Below are 22,104 nucleotides of genomic sequence, written 5' to 3' on the forward strand. Positions count from 1 at the left end.
ATGGAGGAAATTTAAATGAAATGGCATTATGAAAAAGATATAGCATATGAAAATATTGATATAAATAAGGTAAAAGATAATATTTATCTTTTTAAAACAATGATAATTGCATCTTTTATTGAAATTACTTCTCATATTTATGAAAGAAATCTCAATGAACACTATAAAAATGACGAAGAAACTACACAATGGCTTCAACAAACTTGGGAACCTGAAGAAGTGCAGCATGGAGAATCCATAAAACGATATATCAATACTATTTGGCCTGAGTTTGATTGGGAGAAACATTATAATCTATTTACAAATGATTATCTTCCTTTATGCAAAGTAGAAGCCTTAGAGCCTACAAAAGCGGGAGAAATGATAGCTCGAATGGTAGTTGAAACGGGAACTTCTACTTTTTATAAAACACTCGTAAATTATGCAAAAGAGTTAAAAGAACCGGTGCTTGAAGATTTGGCTTCAAAAATCTCAAAAGATGAAGTTTATCATTTTGAAATGTTTGAAAAAGTATTTAAAAAATATAAAGATGAAGAGAAATTAACGAGAAATGATATTACTAAAGTTTTATATACCAGACTTAACGTAATAAACAATGAAGATATAAAAATAGCCTTTGAAGCTATTCAAAGTGAACAAAGTTATGATGAATATATCAATCAAACTAAACAATTTGCAAAAAAGTATTATCCATATAAAATGGCTACAAAAATGTTTATTAGACCCTTAGGATTACATAAAAGTATGGAAAGTGCCATTGCTACAATTATATCACCGGCTTTTAAAATATTAGGAATTTAAGATATTTATTTATATTACCTAAAAGTAATAAATTATTTTAATTATTACAATGGTAATTTAAATTTAAAGGATATATTTTTGAAAATAAATAATAAAAAAACAATATCTTTGGTTTTAGGGAGTGGAGGAGCAAGAGGATATGCCCATATAGGAGTTATTGAAACCATTGAAAAAAAAGGATACACAATAAAATCTATAGCAGGTTCCTCTATGGGAGCTTTAATAGGAGGTCTTTATGCTGTTGGGAAACTAAAAGAGTATAAACAATGGGTATTAAATTTAAATTATTATGATATTTATAAATTATTGAGTATTTCATCGGTTGAAGGGGGGTTAGTAGATGCAGAAAAAGTATTTGATAAAATCAAAACTTTTATTGGAGATATTAATATTGAAGATTTACCCATAAAATATAAAGCTGTAGCTACAAGCTTAAATACTCAAGAAACAATTGTTTTTGAAAAAGGCAAACTTATAGATGCAATAAGAGCATCTGTTGCTATTCCTACTATTTTTATTCCCATATATAAAGATGATAAAATTTTAGTTGATGGAGGAGTTTTAAATCCCTTACCCATAAATCTAACTTCAAAAGACAAAACAGATTTAAAAATAGCTGTTAATTTAGATGCAAATATTAAAAATAAATATATTATAGATATTCCAATAGAACAATTAACAAGAGAAGAGGTTTTATATAATGAATTTAATAATTTGCTAAACAAAGCTGAAACCTTATTGCCTAAAGAATTATTGACTATTGTATATAAATATCGACTAAATTGGATAAGCAAAAAAAAAGAAAAAAAGAAAGCTCTAATCAAATGTGATATCTCTTCTATTTTACGAATGACGTTAAATACTGCACGAACTGTTTTATCCAAGTATTATATACAAAACAATAAAGTAGATATACTTATAGAAATTTCAAAGGAAAGTTGTTCTTTTTATGAATTTACAAAAGCCTATGAAATGATAGAAATTGGAAAAATGGCAGCTAATGAGGCTGTAAAGTGAGTTATTTTCCTCATATATTAGCCTTTGTTTTTTTCATATTCTTTGTATTATCAGCATTGAATCCTCTTGATAAAACTGTATGGATAGTAGAAATTATACCCATCCTTAGTATATATTTATTATTAATAATGACTTATAAAAAGTTTAAGTTTTCAAATACTTCTTATACCTTAATATTTATAGGATTATTTTGGCATACTATAGGTGCACACTATACTTTTGCAGAAGTACCTTTTGATTTTATAACCAATTTATTTAACTTCGAAAGAAACAATTTTGATAGAATAGGACATATAGTAGTTGGATTTTATGCCTATCCCGTTGCAGAATTTTTAATTAGAAAAAAATATGCAAATAAAGTGATTGCCTCTTTTTTTGCTCTGTTTTTTATAACAAGTATTGCAGCAGCTTATGAAATAGTCGAATGGGGATATGCAGTTATTGAAGGAGGTGATGCAGGCATAGAGTTTTTAGGTTCGCAAGGTGATGCTTGGGATGCACAAAAAGATATGCTTTGTGATATTGTAGGAGCGATAATTGTTTTATGTTTACTTTGGATATATAAATTAAAAGAAAGAGAAAAGAATCATGATAATTGAGCAAAAAAATGTATTTTCCATATTAGCATATCTAGTTATAATAATAATCGGATTAAAACTAAGTAGTAGTATAATTTTACCTTTTTTAATAGCATTTTTTCTATTTATTATATTTTTACCTCTCATTAAGATATTAAATAAATATTCTGTACCTAATTCAATTAGTACATTAATAATACTATTAATTATTATATTTATAATATTTTTATTCAGTTCATATTTTATATCTGCAAATGAAGATATTATACGAAATCTTAATTTTTATCAAAATAAATACCAAGAAATAATTTATAAAATTATCTTATTTTTTGAGCATTTAAATATATCTTTTGAATGGAGTAGCTTAATAAAAGCTGTTGAACCGGGCAAGATCATTCGATATATAACCAATTTTTTTAGTAATATGGGAAATATTATTTTGGACATATCTTTAACTATATTATTACTAATGTTTTTATTATTTGAGTCAAATACAGTTTTAAAAAAAACATCTTATTTTATAAAAACAAAAGAGGGAGAAAATAAAATAGATACTTTTTTTAAAAATATCAATAGATATTTTTTAATTAAAACATTTACATCCTTACTTACAGGTTTTCTTATTTGGATAATATTATCTTATTTTGAACTTCCTCATGCTTTTTTCTTTGCCTTAATTACTTTTTTATTAAATTATATTCCAAGTATAGGCTCTTTTATAGCTGCATTTTTTGCTATATTTGCCTCTTTATTACAATTAAAAGATAAATTTGTTGAATAAAATTTAAAACAATCATATTATTAAGAAAGGTATTTATTGAATAATTCATTTTTAAAAACAGATTCCAAAGATGATATATTAACTCTAATATTTAACGGTGAACTTACCTTATATAAAATCAACAGCTATCAGATATTGCTAAACCAAATAAATTTTTCTAAGTTTAACACTATAGTAATTGATCTAAAAAATTTGAATTTTATGGACACTGCTTCTGCAATTTTCATTGATGATTTATCCAAGGAAATGTTAAAAAAGAACAAAAAAACACAAATAGATATTAATAATAAAGATATATCAGATACTTTAAAACTTGTTCAAAATACAAGGAAAAACGATTTTTCACAATCTTCTGTCAAAAAAAAAGATATCCTAAAAAATATTGGTGAAACTGCATACAAATATTATTTGACTTTTTTATCTTTTTTATCTTTTTTGGGCAAATTATTTATACATTTACTTTATATTTTAAAAAATCCAAAAAACATAAGATACAAAGAGATTTTATTTGAGATAAATGAAAGTGCTATTAAAGCTTTTTTTATAATTGCTTTAAGCAGCTTTCTTGTTGGAATCGTAATTGCCTATCAATCAGCCAATCAGTTAAGTTTATACGGTGCAAACATTTTTATAGTAGATATGATAGGGCTTTCTATGTTAAGGGAGTTGTCTCCTGTTATTACAGCTGTGATAATAGCAGGACGAAGTGGTTCCTCTTTTACTGCTCAAATAGGAGCTATGAAAATTACACAAGAGTTGGATGCAATGCGTTCAATGGGCTTTGAACCATATTTGTTTTTAGTTTTGCCAAAACTCATAGCACTTATTATTATGATGCCAATATTGATTTTTATATCTGATTTTACAGCTGTACTTGGAGGAATGTTAATCGCAAATTTGGATTTGGGAATAAGTTTTAATCTGTTTTTGGACAGATTTAGCAAAGTTATAGAGATAAGACATTTTTTAGTTGGAATTGGGAAAGGACCCTTTTTTGCTGTTTTAATTGCTTCTATTGCAATTTATAGAGGCTTAATGGTAAAAAATGACACCCAAAGTATAGGGTATAATACTACAAAAAGTGTCGTTGAATCAATTTTTGCTGTTATTATCTGTGATGCAATTTTTTCTATTATTTTCACAAATTTAGGTATCTAATGAAAGAGATTATAAAAGTAAAAGGGATAAAAACTGTTTTTGGAGACAAAATTGTCCATGATGGTTTGAATCTAAGTGTAAACAAAGGTGAAATTTATGGGATTTTAGGTCCAAGTGGCTGTGGAAAAACAACTTTGCTTCGACAAATAGTTATGTTGGAGCAGTTTCAAGAGGGAACCATAGAAATATTAGAAAAAGATTTAAACTATATTAGTCTAAAAGATGCCCAACTTTTGAGACAATGTTGGGGTGTACTTTTTCAATTTGGAGCTTTATTCTCATCTTTGACTATTGGTGAGAATATTGCTCTACCCCTTAAAGAATATACAGATTTAAATGATAAAATAATAAAAGAGATAATTGAATTTAAAATACATATTGTAGGATTAAAATTTTCTGATATTTCACTATATCCTTCTCAAATAAGCGGTGGTATGAAAAAAAAAGCAGGACTGGCAAGAGCTTTGGCACTTGATCCAAAACTTCTATTTTTGGATGAACCCACAAGCGGGCTAGATCCTATTTCTGCGAGGGATTTTGATAAATTAATCTTAAACTTAAGGGATTTATTGGGATTAACTATAGTTATGGTATCACATGATTTAAAGTCTATTCACGATACATCAGACAGATTTGCAGTTATTGATAATAAAAAAATTATTTATGAAGGATCATTTGATAATATAGATTCAATTGATAATAGATTTATAAATAACTTTTTTCAAAAAGGTATTTAAATGAACAATAAAGTTAATTATACATTAGTAGGTTTTTTAGTAATTATAGGATTTATATTGATCTTTATATTTTCTTACTGGTTATTAAAACCAAAACAAGAAAATGAAACAAAAAAATATCTTATTCGTTTTGATGAATCAGTTTTAGGATTAAATATCGATTCAGCTGTAAAATATAGAGGTATTGATGTAGGAAAAGTTTCTAATATTAGAATTAATCCAAAAAATACTGAACAAGTAGAAGTATTAATAACTATTTTAAAAACTACCCCTATAAAAGAAAAAACTGTTGCCAAACTGACTTCACAAGGTATTACCGGACTAAGCTACATCAACCTTAATTTGGGGGATAACAATGCACCTTTTTTAAAAACTAAAAAAGGGGAAGAATATCCAATTATAAAAACTGTACCTTCTTTATTTGAAAATATTGAAAAATCTATGAGTACTATTTCTGATAAAGTTTCAAAGGTTTTATCAAAAACAGAACACCTGCTTGATGATAAAAATCAAAAACAAATTTCACTTATCTTAAAAGAAACAACAATCTTTATGACAAGAATGGGCAAACTACTTGATGACAAAAGCATAAAGCATTTTCATCATATTTTAGAAAATCTAGACAATATAACAAAAAAAACAGATAAGTTAATACCAAAAATTGATAATCTAATGACAAACACTACAAATTTTGAAAAAAGTTTGATAAAAGATGCAGATTCTATTGCAAAAAGTTTTATAGCTTTAAGAGCCGCTATGAATGAACTTCAAAAGGCTATCGCAAACGGAGATTTTAATTTTAAAGAGATGACAAAAGATACAATACCAACTCTAAACAGTACTTTAATACAAATGGAAAATCTTATGATAAAAATGGAAGAATCGCTTAAAGATTACAATAGAAGCCCAGCTGATATTATTTTTAAAACAGAAGAGATTAAAAAAGGTCCAGGAGAATAAACAATGATAAAAAATATAAATCTGCTTTTCTTAATGGTATTATTGACAGGATGCAGTATAAAACAACCTTATATTACAGAATATAATATGGAAATAAAAAAATTTCAAAAAATTCAAAGTTCTCAAATATGCAAAGAAAAAACTTTAAAAATAAATCAAGCTTTTAGCGACAATACTCTTATGAGTACAAAAATGAATTATATTGTTGGAAAACATAAACAATACTCTTTTTCAAAAGCCAGATGGAGTATACCCGTTAATCAAATGGTTACTTTTCATTTAAATAATATGATAAATCAATTAGATATTTTTAAAAGTGTGCAAAGCTATAAATCAGTAGCAAAAGATGATTATATTTTACAAAGTGATATTATAGATTTTAAACAATATTTCAGTGAAGATTTAAATTCATCTTATGTAAAAGCAGTTATCCATATATCTTTAATAGATAATCAAACTAATAATATTATAGATTCTAAGACCTTTTCATCTAAAATAGAAAGTGAAACTTTAGATTCATATGGAGGAGTAAAATCTTTAAATAAAGCCTTGTTTGATATACTAAAAGACACCTCTTTTTGGCTTAAAGATATTTGTAATAATAAAAAACTAAAGAATTAAGTACAAAAGATTTTCAACTATGATAAACGCCTCTATTATAAGCTCTAATTGGATAAAATATGCACCTTATAATAACTTTCATAATCAAAAGGTTTAATAATAATGAGTGAACACAAAGATTTTTTACGTACAATAGTTGAAGAGGACTTAAAAGAGGGCAAATATAAAGAGGTTGTCACAAGATTTCCTCCCGAGCCTAATGGATTCCCACATATTGGACATGCCAAATCTATTTATATAAATTTCGGTATTGCACGTGATTATCATGGTCACTGTAATCTTAGAATGGATGATACCGACCCTACAAAAGAAGATACAAAATATGTTGAAGCTCTAAAAGATGCCGTAAAATGGCTTGGATTTAACTGGGGAGAGAATGTATATTTTACTTCCGATTATTTTCCTAAACTATACAATTATGCAGTTCAGCTTATTAAAATGGGGAAAGCATATGTTGACAGTCTAAATGAAGAAGAGATAAAAGAGTATAGAGGAACGGTAACGCAACCTGGGTTAAGAAGTAAATATGCAGACCGTTCTATTGAAGAGAATCTAGACCTTTTTGAAAGAATGAAAAAAGGTGAATTTAAAGACGGAGAACATGTACTTAGAGCAAAAATAGATATGAGTGCCGCAAATATGAAAATGAGAGACCCGCTTTTGTATCGTATTAGACATGTTCACCATTTCAGAGCAGGAGATGAATGGTTTATTTATCCGATGTATGATTTTGCACATTGTTTATCTGATTATATAGAAGGAGTTACCCACTCTATTTGTACCTTAGAATTTGAAAATAACCGTGATATTTACGATTGGGTATTAGATACCCTTGAACTTGAGCCTCCAAGACCCTACCAACATGAATTTGCAAGACTTGGAATCAACTACACGGTTATGAGTAAAAGAAAACTTTTGGAACTTGTCGAAGGTAAATACGTTAGCGGTTGGGATGATCCTAGAATGCCTACAATTGCAGGATATAAAAGAAGAGGATATACTCCTGAATCTATTTTAAACTTCTGCGATCAAATAGGTATTGCAAAAGCAAACTCTATGGTTGATGTTTCACAACTTGAATTTTGTATTAGAGATGATTTAAATAAAAAAGCACCTCGTGTTATGTGTGTACTTGAACCTTTAAAAGTGACAATTATAAATTATGAAGGCAGTGAAGAAATTGACGCTTCATACTACCCTCATGACGTACCAAAAGAGGGTTCAAGAAAAGTTCCTTTTTCTAATGAACTTTATATTGAACGTGACGATTTTATGGAAAATCCCGTAAAAGGATACAACCGTCTTACACTTGAACAACCTGTACGTCTAAGACATGCTTATATTATTACTTGCAAAGAGCTAATTAAAGATGCCAAAGGCAATATCATAGAGATAAAAGCCCAATACCACCCCGACTCTAAAAGCGGTAGTGATACCAGCGGTATAAAAGTTAAAAGTGCTATTCAATGGGTTGATGCAAAAAAAGCAAAAACTATTGAAGTAAGACTTTATGACAGATTATATAAAAACGAAGCACCGGAAGGATTAGAAGATTTAAATCCCGATTCTTTGAAAATCATCAAAAATGCACTTGTGGAACCTGCTGTTATAACAGAGAAACCCGATGAAAGATTTCAGTTTGAAAGACAAGGATATTTTTATGCGGATCCTGTTGACTACACAGAAGAAAACCCCGTATTTAATAAAATTGTAGGATTAAAAGACTCTTGGACTAAAAAATCAAAAACCGAAAATAAACCTAAACAAGAAGTTAAGAAAGTACAAATACACGGTGAAGAAGCACCTATGAATGAAACTCAAAAAGCACTTTTTGATAAATATGTAGATGAGCTTAAACTAAATAATGAGGTAGCAAATATTTTAGCAAGAGATGAGAGTTTATCAAAATTTTACGAAGAAGCTTTAAACGTATTCAACAGTCCCGTACATCTTGCAAATATAGTAGCAAATGAAGTAGCCAAAGAGCTAAAAGAGAAAGAAATAAATAAGCTGAAATTCAATGCAAAGCAAATTGCCCAACTTATTAAAATGGTTGAGGAAGAGACTATTTCAAACAAAATTGCAAAACAAGTATTTGAGCAAATGTCTAAAACAGGAGAGAATCCGACACAAATAGTTGAAGCAAAAGGACTTGTTCAAATAAGCAACCCCGCAGTAATTTTACCTATAATTGAGGAAATAATTGCAAAAAATCCTGAAATGAAAGCCAAATATCAAGCAGGTAATGAAAAACTTTTAGGATTTTTTGTAGGACAAGTACTTAAAACTACAGGCGGAAAGGCAAATCCAAAAGTTGTAAACGAGCTTGTTGCACAAAAGTTAAAATAAGAAGAGAAAAACAGATTATTTAAACCAAAGGAGAACTTATGAATGAAACTTCCCGTTTACTAAAAAATTCGTTCTCCAAAAAAAATATTATAATTGCCTTAATAATCTTTACGGCAATATTTCTAGTCTCAACTTATGTTTTTATTCATTTTGATACTTTTGACAAATTTTATGAATATACAAGAGAACATGAAGATTGGGAGTTAGATGAGCTGATACTTGGAATATTTGCCTTTTTTATCTCTCTGTCTTTTTCACTTTTTTATCTAAGTTATACTTTTGGAAAAAAAGTTGTTGAATTTACAAAAAATGAGATTGAACAGCAAAAAAGAGTACAGGCAAGTCAAAAACTTCAATCTATGGGTAGTATGTTAGGAGGACTTGCACACTCTCTTAATAATCATCTTGTGCCTATAATTACTCTAAGTAAAATACTTAAAGATGATATTCCAAAAAACAATCCCAGCCATGATGATATCTCAAAAGTATTGGAAGCCAGCTATGGATTAAGAGATATTTTAAAACAGGTATTAAACTTCACAAGAGCAGATAACTCTAACCTGACAAATAGCTGTCAGATTGACGAAACCCTGGAAAATGCACTAAACCTTGCAAAAACTACAGTTCCAAGTTCAATAAAGTTTGAAAGTGAAATTGAAAAAAGCGGCTTGATTATCCCCATTTCAAGAATAAATATTGAAATTATTATATTCAATCTTATTACCAATGCAATACACGCTTTAGAGAATAAAAAAGCAGGCTTTATAAAAACCACTTTAAAAGTATTGGAAGACAAAAGTAAAATTGTTATAAAAGTAAGAGACAACGGCTGCGGCATAAGTAAAGAAAAAAGTGACCTGATTTTTGATCCTTTTTTTACCACCAAAGAGCAAGGAAAAGGAACAGGGCTAGGTCTTTCGGAAACTTTCGGCATAATAAAAAGTGCAAAAGGAACTATCAAAGTAGATTCAAAAGAGAATGAATTTACTGAATTCACACTTGAAATCCCAACAATAAGAGAGTATTAGATGAAAAAAGTTTTATTAATAGATGATGATGAATTGGTATTGTATGCACTGAAAAAATATCTTGAGAGAAAAGGTTTTGAAGTTGAAACACTATCCTCAGGACAAAAAGCAGTTAAAAAATACGAAAGTTTTAAACCCGATATTATTGTAAGCGATATAATAATGCCTGATATCGAAGGAATAGAACTTATAACAACAATAAGAAGTATTGATGCAAATATACCTATTATCGCTATTTCAGGAGGAAGTAGACGCTTAGATACTTCATATTTAATAAGTGCCGAGTTAATCGGGGCAAATGCAAGTTTGGAAAAACCCTTTGAAGAAGAAGAGTTGGTTGAGTATATAAACAAACTAACCGCTTAAATAGTCGTTTTAATACTCTTTATCATCTCTTCATCTAAAATATCGGAACTAACTTATGCCCTTGAGTTTGCCAGCCGATTAAAGAGATAAAACCATCGCCTACAAGATTCATCTCTTTTGGAATTGTACTGTTATCAACATGAAAAACTTTTGTCGCTACTGCACAGACTTCCATTCTTACGCCTAAAGCAGCCAATCTTTTTATTGAATTTTGAATCGATTCCAAAGACTCTTCATTTTCCATTTCAAAAGCCTCATCTTGTTTTGTACTTAAAAACTTAACCGTCTCTCCTATAAAAACCAAAACCATATTTGGTTTTACTCCTTGAGAGATTAAGCCTTTATGTGTTCCTTCTATTATATTCAAATAAAATGCTGTTTTTTGAACATTTGTAAAATCAATTAAAAATACGCTTTTTGTCTCTTTTACACCCTTTAAAGCAGCACTGTCATTAATCTCTTTTGCCTGTAAATTTGCAAACAGTCCAAATGCCAGAAATGATAACATAAATTTGAAAAATAAACTTTTCATTAGTTTTCCTTATATTAGATAGATTATAAACTATAATATTTTTTGATAAAGGGAAGCCTGATTTTAGACTATTATTTAATATGAAAATCTAAAAAAGTTTATTTATGAAACATATATAACTATTTCAATCTATCTTTATGAAAAGGTATCTTATCTTTGTGTCTATATTTCTCTTTAAAATAAATATATGTAAAAACTAAAAAAAGAGATAATATCGAATATAAAACAATCTCCAACATCTTTTTCCTTTAAACTATTCTATTCAACTGTTTTAATATCGACTAACTCTATATGAGAACAATCTTTTTTCATAAGTTTTCTTAAATTTGCATCTTCTTCTGCCAATGTAATAAGATCGGCAAAATCATCTTTGTTTACTTCAAACTCATAAATCTCTTTTTTAGTCTCTATATTAATTTTAGAACTGCTATTTTTTGAAAATATATCTATGTTTCTAATCCCTTTTGCAAACTCGTTTTTTATCACTCTTGCCACTTTTTCATTTGAAAGAAGTTTTTCTAAGTCTAATTCTAAATTGAAATCATTTTTGCATAATACTTTATATTTAACCATTATTTTTCCATCCATCTATTTTCCTTTTCAATTATTTCTAACTAAAGTATTATAACACAATATTACATAATGTTAATATATTACATATTGTAATGTTTAATTTTTAAGAAGATTCTTCTAAAGTTGTTGATATGGGATATAGCTCAAATTTTAACTTAAAACTAAAACTTTGGCGAAGCAGTAATTAAAGTTTTGACAACATAACTAAAATAAATGGAACATGATATTTAGGTGCACCTACTATATCAAATACTTTACATATGGCACCTGCAAAGTTTAAAATATCATCTATTGTATATTCGTGTTCATAGGCTTGGTTTAGTAACGCTAAAGTCTTTTGAGATACTTTTTCTAAATTATTGCAATCAACATTATCCTCATCAAGACTTTTGACAAATTTACACGCATGAGGAAATGTTTCAAATAGCTCTTTTAATCCAGCTTCATCAATCTCACCTAAAAGGTGTGGGTATTTGTTGAAAAATTCACTTACCTCCGATAGTTTACAAACCATATGAATCCTTTTGTGTTTATTTTTTTATATACAAAAAGTGTACCTTATATCAAAAGAAAAAATAGGTTTTATCTATCTAAAGTCTGAATTTGAAAATAGATGCAATAATAAAATTACTTATCCCCGTAATTTGCAAAAGCAGTTTCAATGCTTGGAATATTTTTATAAGTCGTTTTTGTCAGTCTTACGTTTTTAGTTTTAAGATCACACACTGCAATTCTAAAACTAGAACCCATAAACGGTTCAACAACACAAATAATTTTATCTTCAATCTGTCGTGTTGCGTAGACAGTGCCTTGTAAAGAATTAAAAAAATATTTTGGATAACTTAACGGCGTTATTTCAACAACATCTATACTTTCTTGATCTTCAAGAGTCTGCACTATATCCATAGCATCTTCATAACTTTCAAACTGAATACACCAGTCATCAAAATTTTTATTAAAATGTTCTAAATCTTCATCTAGAAATCCACCGGCTAATGATTGTAAAGCAAAAATCGACACGAGAAACACCTCAAAATATATCTAATTTAAAAGCTAATTCTAACATAATTTATTTTTGACTTAATAAAATTTGTTAAATCATATTTTTTCTATGCTTTTTAAATTGTTATGTTAAAAATCATATATAAATAAAAATAATGGACAAATATAAAAAATGAAAGAAAATTCCCCAAAAATAATAGAAAATTTTAAAGAACTGGCTAAATTAAGTGATTACTCATTTGTAGAAAAACTTAACAGTGATCCCGATGCAAAATTCAATGCAGAAAATAAAATGCCAAGAGAGGTGTTTAGTGGGCATTATGTAAGCGTAAAACCAACACCAATAAAAGACCCCGTATATATTTCACATAGTAAAAACTTTTTTAAAGAGTTAGGTTTTAGTGAAGCTCTTATAAAATCAGATGATTTCATTAAAATGTTTTCAGGAGAGATTTCTAAAGTACCTCAACCTATGAAAGATACAGGTTGGGCAACAGGATATGCCCTATCTATTTACGGTACTGAATATTATGCACAATGTCCTTTCCAAACGGGAAATGGATATGGAGACGGTAGAGCAATTTCAATTCTTGAAGCGGTTTTAAACGGTAAAAGATGGGAGTTTCAACTAAAAGGTGCAGGAAGAACTCCATATTGCAGAGGTGCCGATGGACGTGCAGTTTTAAGATCAAGTGTAAGGGAGTTTTTAGCCCAAGAGCATATGAACTCTCTAAACGTTCCGACCTCAAGGTCTTTAACCCTATTTACCTCAAAAAAAGAGCAGGTAAGCAGACCTTGGTTTAGGAATAACTCTTATTCAAAAGATCCTGAGCTTATGATAGAAGAAGATGTTGCAATAACTACAAGAGTAGCACCCTCTTTTATCCGTGTCGGACAAGTTGAACTTTTTGGAAGACGAGCTAGGAAAAATGAGCACAGTGAAGCTTTAAAAGAGTTAGAAATGATTGTATTACATCTAATTGACAGAGAGTATAGCAAAGAGATAAATCAAGATCTAAAATTAGAAGAGAAAGTGATACTCTTAGCAAAACAGTTTCAAAATCGTCTTACATCTTTAGTTGCTAACTGGATACGCGTTGGATACTGCCAAGGTAATTTTAACAGTGATAACTGTGCTGCTGGAGGTTTTACTCTGGATTTTGGACCTTTTGGATTTATAGATATGTTTGATCCTAGATATCAACCTTGGACGGGAGGAGGATTACACTTTTCATTTTTCAATCAACCCCAAGCTGCCTTTGAAAACTATCAATCATTTATTAGTGCTTTAAAACCGCTACTTAAATCAACTCCCAATAGTTTACAAGAGCTTGAAATTGTAGAAAAAGAATTCCCTAAAACAATGCAAAGAGAGATAGAAAATATGTGGGCTAATAAACTAGGATTGGATGAATTTGATAGTAATCTATTTAATGAACTAATAAATCTTATGATAGAAACAAAAGTAGACTATACCATATTTTTTAGAGAACTTTCAAATCTACCAAGCAGTATAGAAGAACTTGAAAAAAGTTTTTATAGCAATAGTTTTGAAAATGAAAATCTTAAATCAAGATGGTCTATTTGGCTAAATAGATGGAAAGAAAAAATAGAAAAAGAGTCAAAAGAAGAACTCTCTAGAAAGATGAAACTTGTCAATCCAAAATATACTTTAAGAGAGTGGCATTTAGTTCCTGCCTATCAAGAAGCACAAAATGGAAACTATAAATTAGTACGTGAGTTACAAGAAGTGATGACAAATCCATATGATGAACAAAGTAAAGAAATAGAAGTGAAATATTATGCAAAAAAACCATCAGATTATTTTGGACTTGCCGGGATATCTCATGTTAGTTGTTCTTCATAGACAATAAAAAAAGATTACTCAGGAAAAGCTTTTAATATAAAGACAACCCCTTTTTGACCGATTTTATTTTCCTCTCTTAGGGTAATCTCCTCATTTTCTATAATCTCAAACCCATTATTCTTACATAAAGACTTCACATACTTTATAGTATGTGAAACCCTTCCACTTTTTTCTAATTGGCAATTTTCCGTAGTAATTTCCATTAAAGGTTCAATGGTAAAGATAAAATAACCACTATGATTAAGAGACTTCTTAACAGAAGAAAAGATAGTTTGTAAATCTGTAATATATATAAAAACATCAGGAGCTATAATCAGGTCAAATTCTTGTTCATTTTTTAAAAGAAAAGTATCTATATCATTGATATAAAGTTCAGTATATATATCTTTTTTTCTTGTTTCTTTTATCATATTAGAAGATATATCAACACCGACTAAATTGGGAAATACCTCTATAAGAGTCTTTCCTAATAGTCCCGTACCACATCCCAAATCTAAAATTCTGGAATTTTTTGGAGGATTTAAAGATTTCAACTTCTCTTTTATAATAAATGGGACTTTATAGTTTAGAGTATTTACAAGATGATCTTCAAAAAAATCAGCATACCTATCAAAAAGATCTCTAGCATATTCTAAAGAATAGCTGCTTGACTCTCCATTCAATGATGATAATAGATGATTTGCTCCCGGATGGTCAGATCTCTTTTGTAGAGTTTTTTGAAGAAACTCCTGCATCTTTTTTTCATTTTTCATTTTTCTATAGTATTGTGCCATTGAATAAAGTGCTTCATAAAAGTCAGGATTTATTTTTATTGCTTTTTCTAAATAAAAAAAACAAAGCTCAAATTTGTTTAGCTTATCATAGGTCATAGCCATATCATAAATACATATATAAAACTCTCTATTTAATTTAATAGCTTTTTTAAAAAAGACAAGCGCCTTTTCATATTCTTTGTTCTCTTTATATAATAATCCAAGATTATGATACTCTATTGCCAAGTTTTGGTCATACGTCAAATCTTTTTCAAAAGCCTGTTTAATAGTAGGTTGTGTTTTCATATATGCAGCTCCTAATTGGGACTGAGCTGCAGAAAATATTAATTAAGTGGTTAAGTCAAAAAAGATAAAAATAGGCTCTTAAATGAGTATATCATTTAAACTTCAGATAAAAAAAGAATCTTGTATAGATTTTAACACTTTTATATATTCATCTATGATTAATCATTTTTAAATATCTACTTAATAAATATATAACTCGCCATAAATATAAAAGTGATAAGGCTTTTTATAATCTTTGTTGCTTTATGGAACCAAACTATCATCAGCATGAGTTTGATTTAAGAGTTTATCTTACTTATATGGATAGGTTTGGGAAGTTGTATTAGGATAAGATATAACTATGATAAATCAATAAAAATTTATCAAAGTAATAATTAAGTATAATGAATAATTTTATAATATTTTAGGAAATAAAATAATGTCAATAGTTTCATTGAGCTTACCCAAAAATGTTTTACACAATCAATCACAAGTTTTAGAATTTGATAAGATAGCAACTTTTATAGGTGGAAATGGTTCAGGTAAATCTACTATTTTAAAATCTATATTTGATGAAAAACTAAAAGGTTCTACATATCAAGATTATAAGATTGTATGCTTTTCGTCTGGTCAAAATGAAAGTTATTCTAAAAATTTTGGTGATTACTTAAATGCCGAAAGAGCTAAAAGAAATGCATTAAACTTAGATTGCTTTTATTATGATAAATTATGGTCTATGTTATTAATTTTTTTAGCTACTACAAGTAAACAAGATGGAGAAGTACGTACTTTTTTAAAACAAAAGAATTATATTCATGAAAATGATTTTGAAGAGGATGAATCAACAAAACTTTTATTTGATGTAAAAGTGGATGATACATATGCAAATATAGTACAACAATCACTAGAAGATGAAGCTAAAGGTAAAACAGATGTTATTACAAATAAAGCTTACTTTAGAACTTTAGATAATTTTATAACTACATTAGTTAAAGAAGATTATGAATTCAAAGAGTCATTAAAAGAAGAAATTCAATTAGATCAAAATAAACTTTCTAGGGTTTCATTTGAAATAGATGAAGGTGCATCATTTAATCCAAAGGTTATGTTTTTTACACAAGCGGCAGATAACAACTATTTTATTGTAAAAGAGAGTTTTGAGCTTATATTTGAAAAAGATGAAAAAATTTTACATTTAAGTGATTTAAGTGATGGAGAATATCAACTACTTTTTTTATACTCTTTAATAGATTTATTTGATAGTGAAAATACTCTATTTTTACTAGACGAAGCAGACTCACATCTTCACTATAAAAATATTGAAAAGTTGTGGCAAGTATATTTTCAAGCACAGGGTTCTATTATCACTACTACGCATTTATTAGATTCAATTGTAAAAGCAGGAACTGAAAGATTAAAAATGATTGAAAAAGGGAAAATTGAGCCTTCAACTGATCCTTATAAATTACTCCAGAGATTAGACAGTTTATCTGATTTGACAATGATGCAGCATAAAATAGCTTCGATGTATAAAAATGTTGTATTGATGGATAATGCTAATGATTGGGAGATATTTAAATTATTAGTTCAAAGAAAACTATCTGATAAAAAAACTGCTAAAGAAATTGAAGATAGTTTATCTGAATTTATTTGTTTAAGTGTTTCTTCTAGCTTTCACACTAAAGGTATGGATATAAATGAGTTTGGTGATAATAAAATTAGTTGGGTAAGAAGTTTTGAAAAAGCTTTAAATGATTCTTTTGTTAAAGGTATCCCAACAATGACAAAGCATGCTTTTTTAATATGTGATGGAGATGAATTTCCAAAAAATCTTATTAAAGATGATAATTACCCTTCTGAAATTGATAGTCTTAACTTTACTAAAAAAGAGAAGAGTAGAAGAAAAAAAGAAATGGCTAAGCCTACAAGTAATAATAATTTATCTAAAAGAGTATTGTTAACATGGAAAAGAAGAGAAATAAAGCACTATCTTCTTTCTTTCACTGCTTTATCAACATCAGCTAAAGTTATAAATGATAAATTACCTTATATGTGTTATCTAAAACAAAATGATGAATGTGATTATATAGACAAAGATAAAAAAATATATAATGAACAATTATCAAGAATTCCATCTGATATAGTAAAAAATATTATTGATCCTTATATAAATGTAGATAAAAAAGGTTTTTGTTCTATAGAAGCACAAAAATATATAAATAAAATACCTAAAGAGGAAATTAGTGAAGATATTGTTAATATGTATAATTATTTGGTAGGTGAAAATGAATAATATAGAAATGAAATTAAATAAATTAATCGATACAATACGAAAAGATACTGGTATTAACAGTATTATGGATGCAATGGAACAATTATCTGCTATTTTACTTTTACAATATTTTTATGAAGTTGTTTTAAAAGATACACACAAAGAAAAAAATAGAAAAACTTTTAAAAATTTGTTTTATAATTGGGACTATTTTAATAATGCTAAAAATAAAACTGATTTCTTAAAATTTAAAGATATATTACAAACTCTTTTTATAAATGAAAAAAATAGTTATATAAAAAGTGCCACTTGGGATAAAATCAACTCTATTTTAAATGACATACCTTTAAGGATACGTTCTGCTAAGATTTTAGAAATTTTATTATCATATATGGAGGATATTGAGTTTGATGAAAGTCTAGCTGAAGTTTATGATAAATTACTTCTAAAAATGACAAATGAATCAATTGCTTCAGGGGCTTTCTATACTCCAAAAGCAATTGTAAATGCTATGGTTAAAGTAATTGAACCATCTTATAGAGACTTAATCTATGATCCCTCTCTAGGTAGTGGTGGATTTCTTATTGAAGCACAAAAAAGTATATTGGATAATAACTGTCAAAAGTCTATACAAGTTTATGGACAAGATAAATCTCCTTTTGCAATTTTACTTGCTTCGCTAAATTTACAATTAAATAATATGGATATTAATAATATATTAGAAGGTGATCCATTAGTAGACTACAATGATTTACAGTTTGATATTATTTTATCAAATGTACCATTTGGAAAAGTTCCGGATAGTACTAAATATAGAGATAATTATGAAGAACATTTTTTAAATTTTGAAACAATGTTTTTAAAAGATATAATGAAAAAACTTTCTCTGGGTGGTAAATCAGCAGTAATTGTACCAGAGGGACTTTTATTTAATTCAAATAATGAGTTCTTAAACCTTAGATATGAACTTTTAACAAAGTATAATTTACATTCTATAGTAAGTTTACCCTCAGGTATTTTTTTACCTTATTCTGCAATTAAAGTAAGTATTTTATTCTTTGATAATACCAATATAGGAAATGATATTTGGTTTTATGAAGTTCAAACAGATAAGCCTTTAACTAAATCTAATAAAATTAAAGAACAAGATTTTAAAGAAGTTATAGAGTTGTTCTCACAAAGAGTAGAGAGTGAAAACTCTTGTTTAGTAAAAAAGGAAGATATTTTAAATAAAAAAGGATTAAATCTTACGATAGAACTTCCAAGAAAAGAAGATAAACTTAATAGTTTCAAAACCTCCGATGAAATAAAATATATAAAAGATAAAAAAGAGGATTTTGAAAAATTAGTGTTTGAGTTTACAAATTTAATTGAAGAAAATAAAAAAGCTAACTTTAGAGAAACAATGCTTTTAAAGGAACTATGTACTATAAAATCAGGTAAACCGCTAATAAAAAATGAAATAAAAACAAAAGGTAAATACCCTGTATACGGGGGGAATGGCATTATGGGGTATTATGATAAATATACGCATGAAGGTGATAATATAATTATAGGTAGAGTTGGGGCTTATTGTGGTAATGTGCACTTCATTAAAGGGCCAGTATGGCTTACAAATAATGCTTTTAGTATAATTATAAATTCATCAATTGAAATATATTTACCTTATTTAACTCATACATTAAGAAGCCTAAATTTAAATAAATTGGCAAGAGGTTCTGCACAACCTGCTATATCTTATGAAAAGATTAAAGATATAGAGATAAGCCTACCATCTTATGAACAACAAGTAGAATTAGCTAATTGGTTTGATGAAATTCAAAATAAAGAAAAAGAAATAGAAGAATTACTTAAAATACAAAAAAATAAATTTAGTGAATTAAAAAATTATATGATTATAAGTAAATCTATTGGAAATAATTAATTACAAACTATAGTCTAAAGTTTATTTATATTTAAATCAAATCAATGAAAATTGGAAAAATATTATGGAAGTTAACGTCTGTAAATGACTATGATATTTTTTTGATTTGAAGTATAAATCTTTAAAAATATGTTTAGTGATTTGTTTTGTTTTCTCCGAAAACAAAAGTGGCTCCAGCACCTGGGTTCAAACTAGGGACTAAATGATTAACAGCATCTCTTGGTCGCATTTCCAACTTTAATTAAATCTCTTCAAAGCCTTCTAAATCACACTTCTTACTGATTTTACCCTTTTCAAAAATATTCAAATAATTGTATAATTCTTTATAACAAATTGCCAATAGATTACTAAAAATTCAAGCAATAAAGAATGTTAGACTTGGAGAAGAAACAACCTACTTATTTACAACAAGCTCATTAAAAAAATTCTTGGAGAAAGAGTAAGATTTAGTGAAATAACTAGTTTAATTTTAAGGAAGAGGATTAGATCAAGGTAATTCCAACCACTCTTCAAAACTTGCATCACTAGGCATTCTCCAATCAGCTCTAGGGCTTAGGCTAATCGTCCCTACTTTTACTCCGTCGGGCATTGCATTTCTTTTAAATTGTTGGGTAAAAAATCTTTTGATAAAAATATCAAGCCATTTTTTAATCTCATTTTTTGAATACTCTTTAAAAGCTTCATCTGCTAAGAATAAGATTTTTGAAGGTTTGGCTCCATATCTTAAAAAGTGGTATAAGAAGAAGTCATGAAGCTCATAGGGACCTATTATACTCTCTGTTTCTTGTGAGATTTTATCGCTATCATGAGGAAGAAGTTCCGGTGAAATTGGAGTATTTAAAATATCTATTAAGATCTCTTTAATCTCATTTTTATATGTAAAATACTCTACAAGATATGAGATCAGAGTTTTAGGAATTCCACTATTTAAAGAGTACATACTCATATGATCTCCGTTATATGTACACCAGCCAAGTGCAATCTCACTTAAATCTCCTGTTCCTATAACTATAGCACCCTCTTTATTAGCCAGGTTCATAAGAATTGACGTTCTTGCTCTTGCTTGAACATTTTCATAAGTTACATCGTGAATATTTTTATCATGTCCTAGTGCTTCAAACTCTTTTAATGAGATATCACTGATTGGTATCTCTTTTATTGTAACGCCCAAAGTCTCGCACAGTTTTATTGCATTTGATTTTGTTCTGCTTGTAGTACCGAAGCCTGGCATAGTTATGGCTATAATACCTTTAAAATCGTAATTTAAAATCTCATAAGCTTTATAAGTTGCAAGTAATGCTAAAGTTGAATCTAAACCTCCAGATATTCCTATAACTACTTTTTTTGAGTTAATATGCGTTAATCTTTTGATTAATCCATGAGCCTGAATATTCGTAATCTCTTCACATACTTCTTTTTTAACTTTTTCATCATATGGAACAAAAGGGTGTTTATTTATATATCGATTTAACTTTGATATTTTTATTGCAGAAGCTATTTTTATAACTCTTACTTCAGTTGGAATACTATCTCCAAAATATGATTCATGATTTCTAAGCCAAATCACTTTTTCAAGGTCAATATCTGCTCTGATTGTCTGATTGTCTAAAGAAAACCTTTCTGTTTTTGCCAAAATAGAACCATATTCGCATATTAAAGCATCTCCACCAAAGATGGTATCGGAACTTGATTCACCCACACCGCATGAACTGTAAATATATGCACAAACCAATCTTGCACTTTGAGTTTTCACAAGTTCTTGTCTATATGATGATTTTCCGACTAATTCATTGCTAGCGGAAAGATTAAAAATCATATTTGCACCGTTTATTGCCATTTGATTACTTGGAGGCAGAATTGACCATAAATCTTCACAAATTTCTATACCAAAAGTTATATCGTTTTCATCACTAAATAGAAGATCAACCCCGAAAGGTATCTCTTGATTTAACAGTTTTAAGGTTTTTGATTTTATTCTAATTCCTGATTGGAAATATCTTTTTTCATAAAATTCATTTTTATTTGGAAGATAACTTTTTGGAACTATTCCTAATATTTTACCCCTTTGTATAACAGCCGCACAGTTAAAAAGTCTATGCTCGAAAGAGACTACAATCCCGACAATAGCTATCAAAGAGTATTTCTCACTTTTTTGCAACAGCTTTTTTAATGCTTTATTTTGAGAATCTAATAAATTTTGATTTAAAAAAAGATCGCCTGCTGTGTATCCTGTAATACAAAGTTCGGGAAAAAGAACAATTGAACTTTCATTTTTGTTCTCTTCTTCCAAAATTTCAATTATATTTTCAACGTTTTTACTTGGATTAGCAATCTGTACTTTAGGAACACTTGTAGCAATTCTATAAAAACCATACATTTTTTAGATTTTCCTTCTTTTATAGTTTTATTAAAATGATTATAGCCTTTGTTATTTTAATTAACTTAAAAAATATCATTTTATAGTTCTTTTATCTGTTAATATGCTGATTTAAGTATGTATT

Annotated in this window: 20 protein-coding genes; 14 read left to right on the top strand and 6 right to left on the bottom strand. The window is 28.1% G+C overall.

Translation table 11 applies throughout. The features are described from left to right. The first annotated feature begins 15 nt into the window (after positions 1 to 15). The 11 genes from AANAER_RS09965 to AANAER_RS10015 all read left to right on the top strand — a co-directional run bounded on the left by AANAER_RS09965 (position 16) and on the right by AANAER_RS10015 (position 10,396). A complete protein-coding gene (locus AANAER_RS09965; protein WP_129081089.1) occupies positions 16 to 801 on the top strand; it encodes a ferritin-like domain-containing protein in 786 nt (261 codons plus the stop codon). A 78-nt stretch (positions 802 to 879) separates the two neighbouring features. Further along, positions 880 to 1,818, top strand: coding sequence for a patatin-like phospholipase family protein (locus AANAER_RS09970; RefSeq protein ID WP_228711116.1), 939 nt, complete (start codon positions 880 to 882; stop codon positions 1,816 to 1,818). After that, positions 1,815 to 2,417, top strand: a complete 603-nt coding sequence (locus tag AANAER_RS09975) for a DUF2238 domain-containing protein (protein WP_129081090.1) — start codon at positions 1,815 to 1,817, stop codon at positions 2,415 to 2,417. Before AANAER_RS09970 ends, AANAER_RS09975 begins: the two co-directional genes overlap by 4 nt. Continuing rightward, positions 2,407 to 3,177 carry an AI-2E family transporter gene (locus AANAER_RS09980; RefSeq protein WP_129081091.1) on the top strand — a complete coding sequence of 257 codons (771 nt, stop codon included), beginning with the start codon at positions 2,407 to 2,409 and terminating at the stop codon, positions 3,175 to 3,177. The genes AANAER_RS09975 and AANAER_RS09980 overlap by 11 nt, the downstream gene beginning before the upstream one ends. 36 nt (positions 3,178 to 3,213) lie before the next feature. Further along, complete coding sequence (locus AANAER_RS09985) at positions 3,214 to 4,335, top strand: ABC transporter permease (protein WP_228711117.1); 1,122 nt, start codon at positions 3,214 to 3,216, stop codon at positions 4,333 to 4,335. Further along, positions 4,335 to 5,072: an ABC transporter ATP-binding protein gene (locus AANAER_RS09990; protein ID WP_129081092.1), complete on the top strand. Its 738-nt coding sequence runs from the start codon at positions 4,335 to 4,337 to the stop codon at positions 5,070 to 5,072. The genes AANAER_RS09985 and AANAER_RS09990 overlap by 1 nt, the downstream gene beginning before the upstream one ends. Next, a complete protein-coding gene (locus AANAER_RS09995) occupies positions 5,073 to 6,032 on the top strand; it encodes an MlaD family protein (protein ID WP_228711118.1) in 960 nt (319 codons plus the stop codon). 3 nt (positions 6,033 to 6,035) lie between these two features. After that, complete coding sequence (locus AANAER_RS10000) at positions 6,036 to 6,653, top strand: ABC-type transport auxiliary lipoprotein family protein (protein WP_129081093.1); 618 nt, start codon at positions 6,036 to 6,038, stop codon at positions 6,651 to 6,653. A gap of 102 nt (positions 6,654 to 6,755) precedes the next feature. Next, positions 6,756 to 9,002: a glutamine--tRNA ligase/YqeY domain fusion protein gene (locus AANAER_RS10005; RefSeq protein WP_129081094.1), complete on the top strand. Its 2,247-nt coding sequence runs from the start codon at positions 6,756 to 6,758 to the stop codon at positions 9,000 to 9,002. Positions 9,003 to 9,040: 38 nt separating this feature from the next. After that, positions 9,041 to 10,030, top strand: coding sequence for a sensor histidine kinase (locus tag AANAER_RS10010; protein ID WP_129081095.1), 990 nt, complete (start codon positions 9,041 to 9,043; stop codon positions 10,028 to 10,030). Further along, complete coding sequence (locus AANAER_RS10015) at positions 10,031 to 10,396, top strand: response regulator (protein WP_129081096.1); 366 nt, start codon at positions 10,031 to 10,033, stop codon at positions 10,394 to 10,396. 34 nt (positions 10,397 to 10,430) lie between these two features. Here the strand turns inward: AANAER_RS10015 and AANAER_RS10020 are convergent, their stop codons facing one another. From AANAER_RS10020 to AANAER_RS10035, 4 genes are all read right to left on the bottom strand, one after another. Continuing rightward, entirely contained in the window at positions 10,431 to 10,928 is a 498-nt protein-coding gene (locus AANAER_RS10020; protein WP_052502706.1) for a DsrE family protein, read from the bottom strand. A gap of 258 nt (positions 10,929 to 11,186) precedes the next feature. Next, on the bottom strand, positions 11,187 to 11,516 hold the full coding sequence (locus AANAER_RS10025) for a hypothetical protein (protein WP_044418106.1): 330 nt from the start codon (positions 11,514 to 11,516) through the stop codon (positions 11,187 to 11,189). 169 nt (positions 11,517 to 11,685) lie between these two features. Then, a complete protein-coding gene (locus AANAER_RS10030) occupies positions 11,686 to 12,015 on the bottom strand; it encodes a hypothetical protein (RefSeq protein ID WP_129081097.1) in 330 nt (109 codons plus the stop codon). A gap of 113 nt (positions 12,016 to 12,128) precedes the next feature. Next, on the bottom strand, positions 12,129 to 12,521 hold the full coding sequence (locus AANAER_RS10035; RefSeq protein WP_129081098.1) for a hypothetical protein: 393 nt from the start codon (positions 12,519 to 12,521) through the stop codon (positions 12,129 to 12,131). A gap of 154 nt (positions 12,522 to 12,675) precedes the next feature. Here AANAER_RS10035 and AANAER_RS10040 point away from each other — a divergent pair, with 154 nt between their 5' ends. Then, a complete protein-coding gene (locus AANAER_RS10040) occupies positions 12,676 to 14,370 on the top strand; it encodes a protein adenylyltransferase SelO family protein (protein WP_129081099.1) in 1,695 nt (564 codons plus the stop codon). Between the two features lie 14 nt (positions 14,371 to 14,384). On the opposite strand, the gene AANAER_RS10045 is transcribed toward AANAER_RS10040, so the two are convergent. Beyond that, positions 14,385 to 15,428 (bottom strand): methyltransferase domain-containing protein, encoded by a 1,044-nt coding sequence (locus tag AANAER_RS10045; protein ID WP_129081100.1) that lies wholly within the window; start codon positions 15,426 to 15,428, stop codon positions 14,385 to 14,387. A 418-nt stretch (positions 15,429 to 15,846) separates the two neighbouring features. On the opposite strand from AANAER_RS10045, the gene AANAER_RS10055 reads away from it, so the two are divergent. Together AANAER_RS10055 and AANAER_RS10060 are read left to right on the top strand one after the other, a co-directional pair. Next, a complete protein-coding gene (locus tag AANAER_RS10055; protein ID WP_129081101.1) occupies positions 15,847 to 17,700 on the top strand; it encodes an AAA family ATPase in 1,854 nt (617 codons plus the stop codon). Further along, complete coding sequence (locus AANAER_RS10060; protein WP_129081102.1) at positions 17,693 to 19,603, top strand: N-6 DNA methylase; 1,911 nt, start codon at positions 17,693 to 17,695, stop codon at positions 19,601 to 19,603. Before AANAER_RS10055 ends, AANAER_RS10060 begins: the two co-directional genes overlap by 8 nt. 487 nt (positions 19,604 to 20,090) lie before the next feature. On the opposite strand, the gene AANAER_RS10065 is transcribed toward AANAER_RS10060, so the two are convergent. Next, entirely contained in the window at positions 20,091 to 21,980 is a 1,890-nt protein-coding gene (locus tag AANAER_RS10065) for an NAD(+) synthase (protein WP_129081103.1), read from the bottom strand. Positions 21,981 to 22,104 lie beyond the last annotated feature (124 nt).

Source organism: Halarcobacter anaerophilus, assembly GCF_006459125.1.
In the GTDB taxonomy this organism is placed as follows: domain Bacteria; phylum Campylobacterota; class Campylobacteria; order Campylobacterales; family Arcobacteraceae; genus Halarcobacter; species Halarcobacter anaerophilus.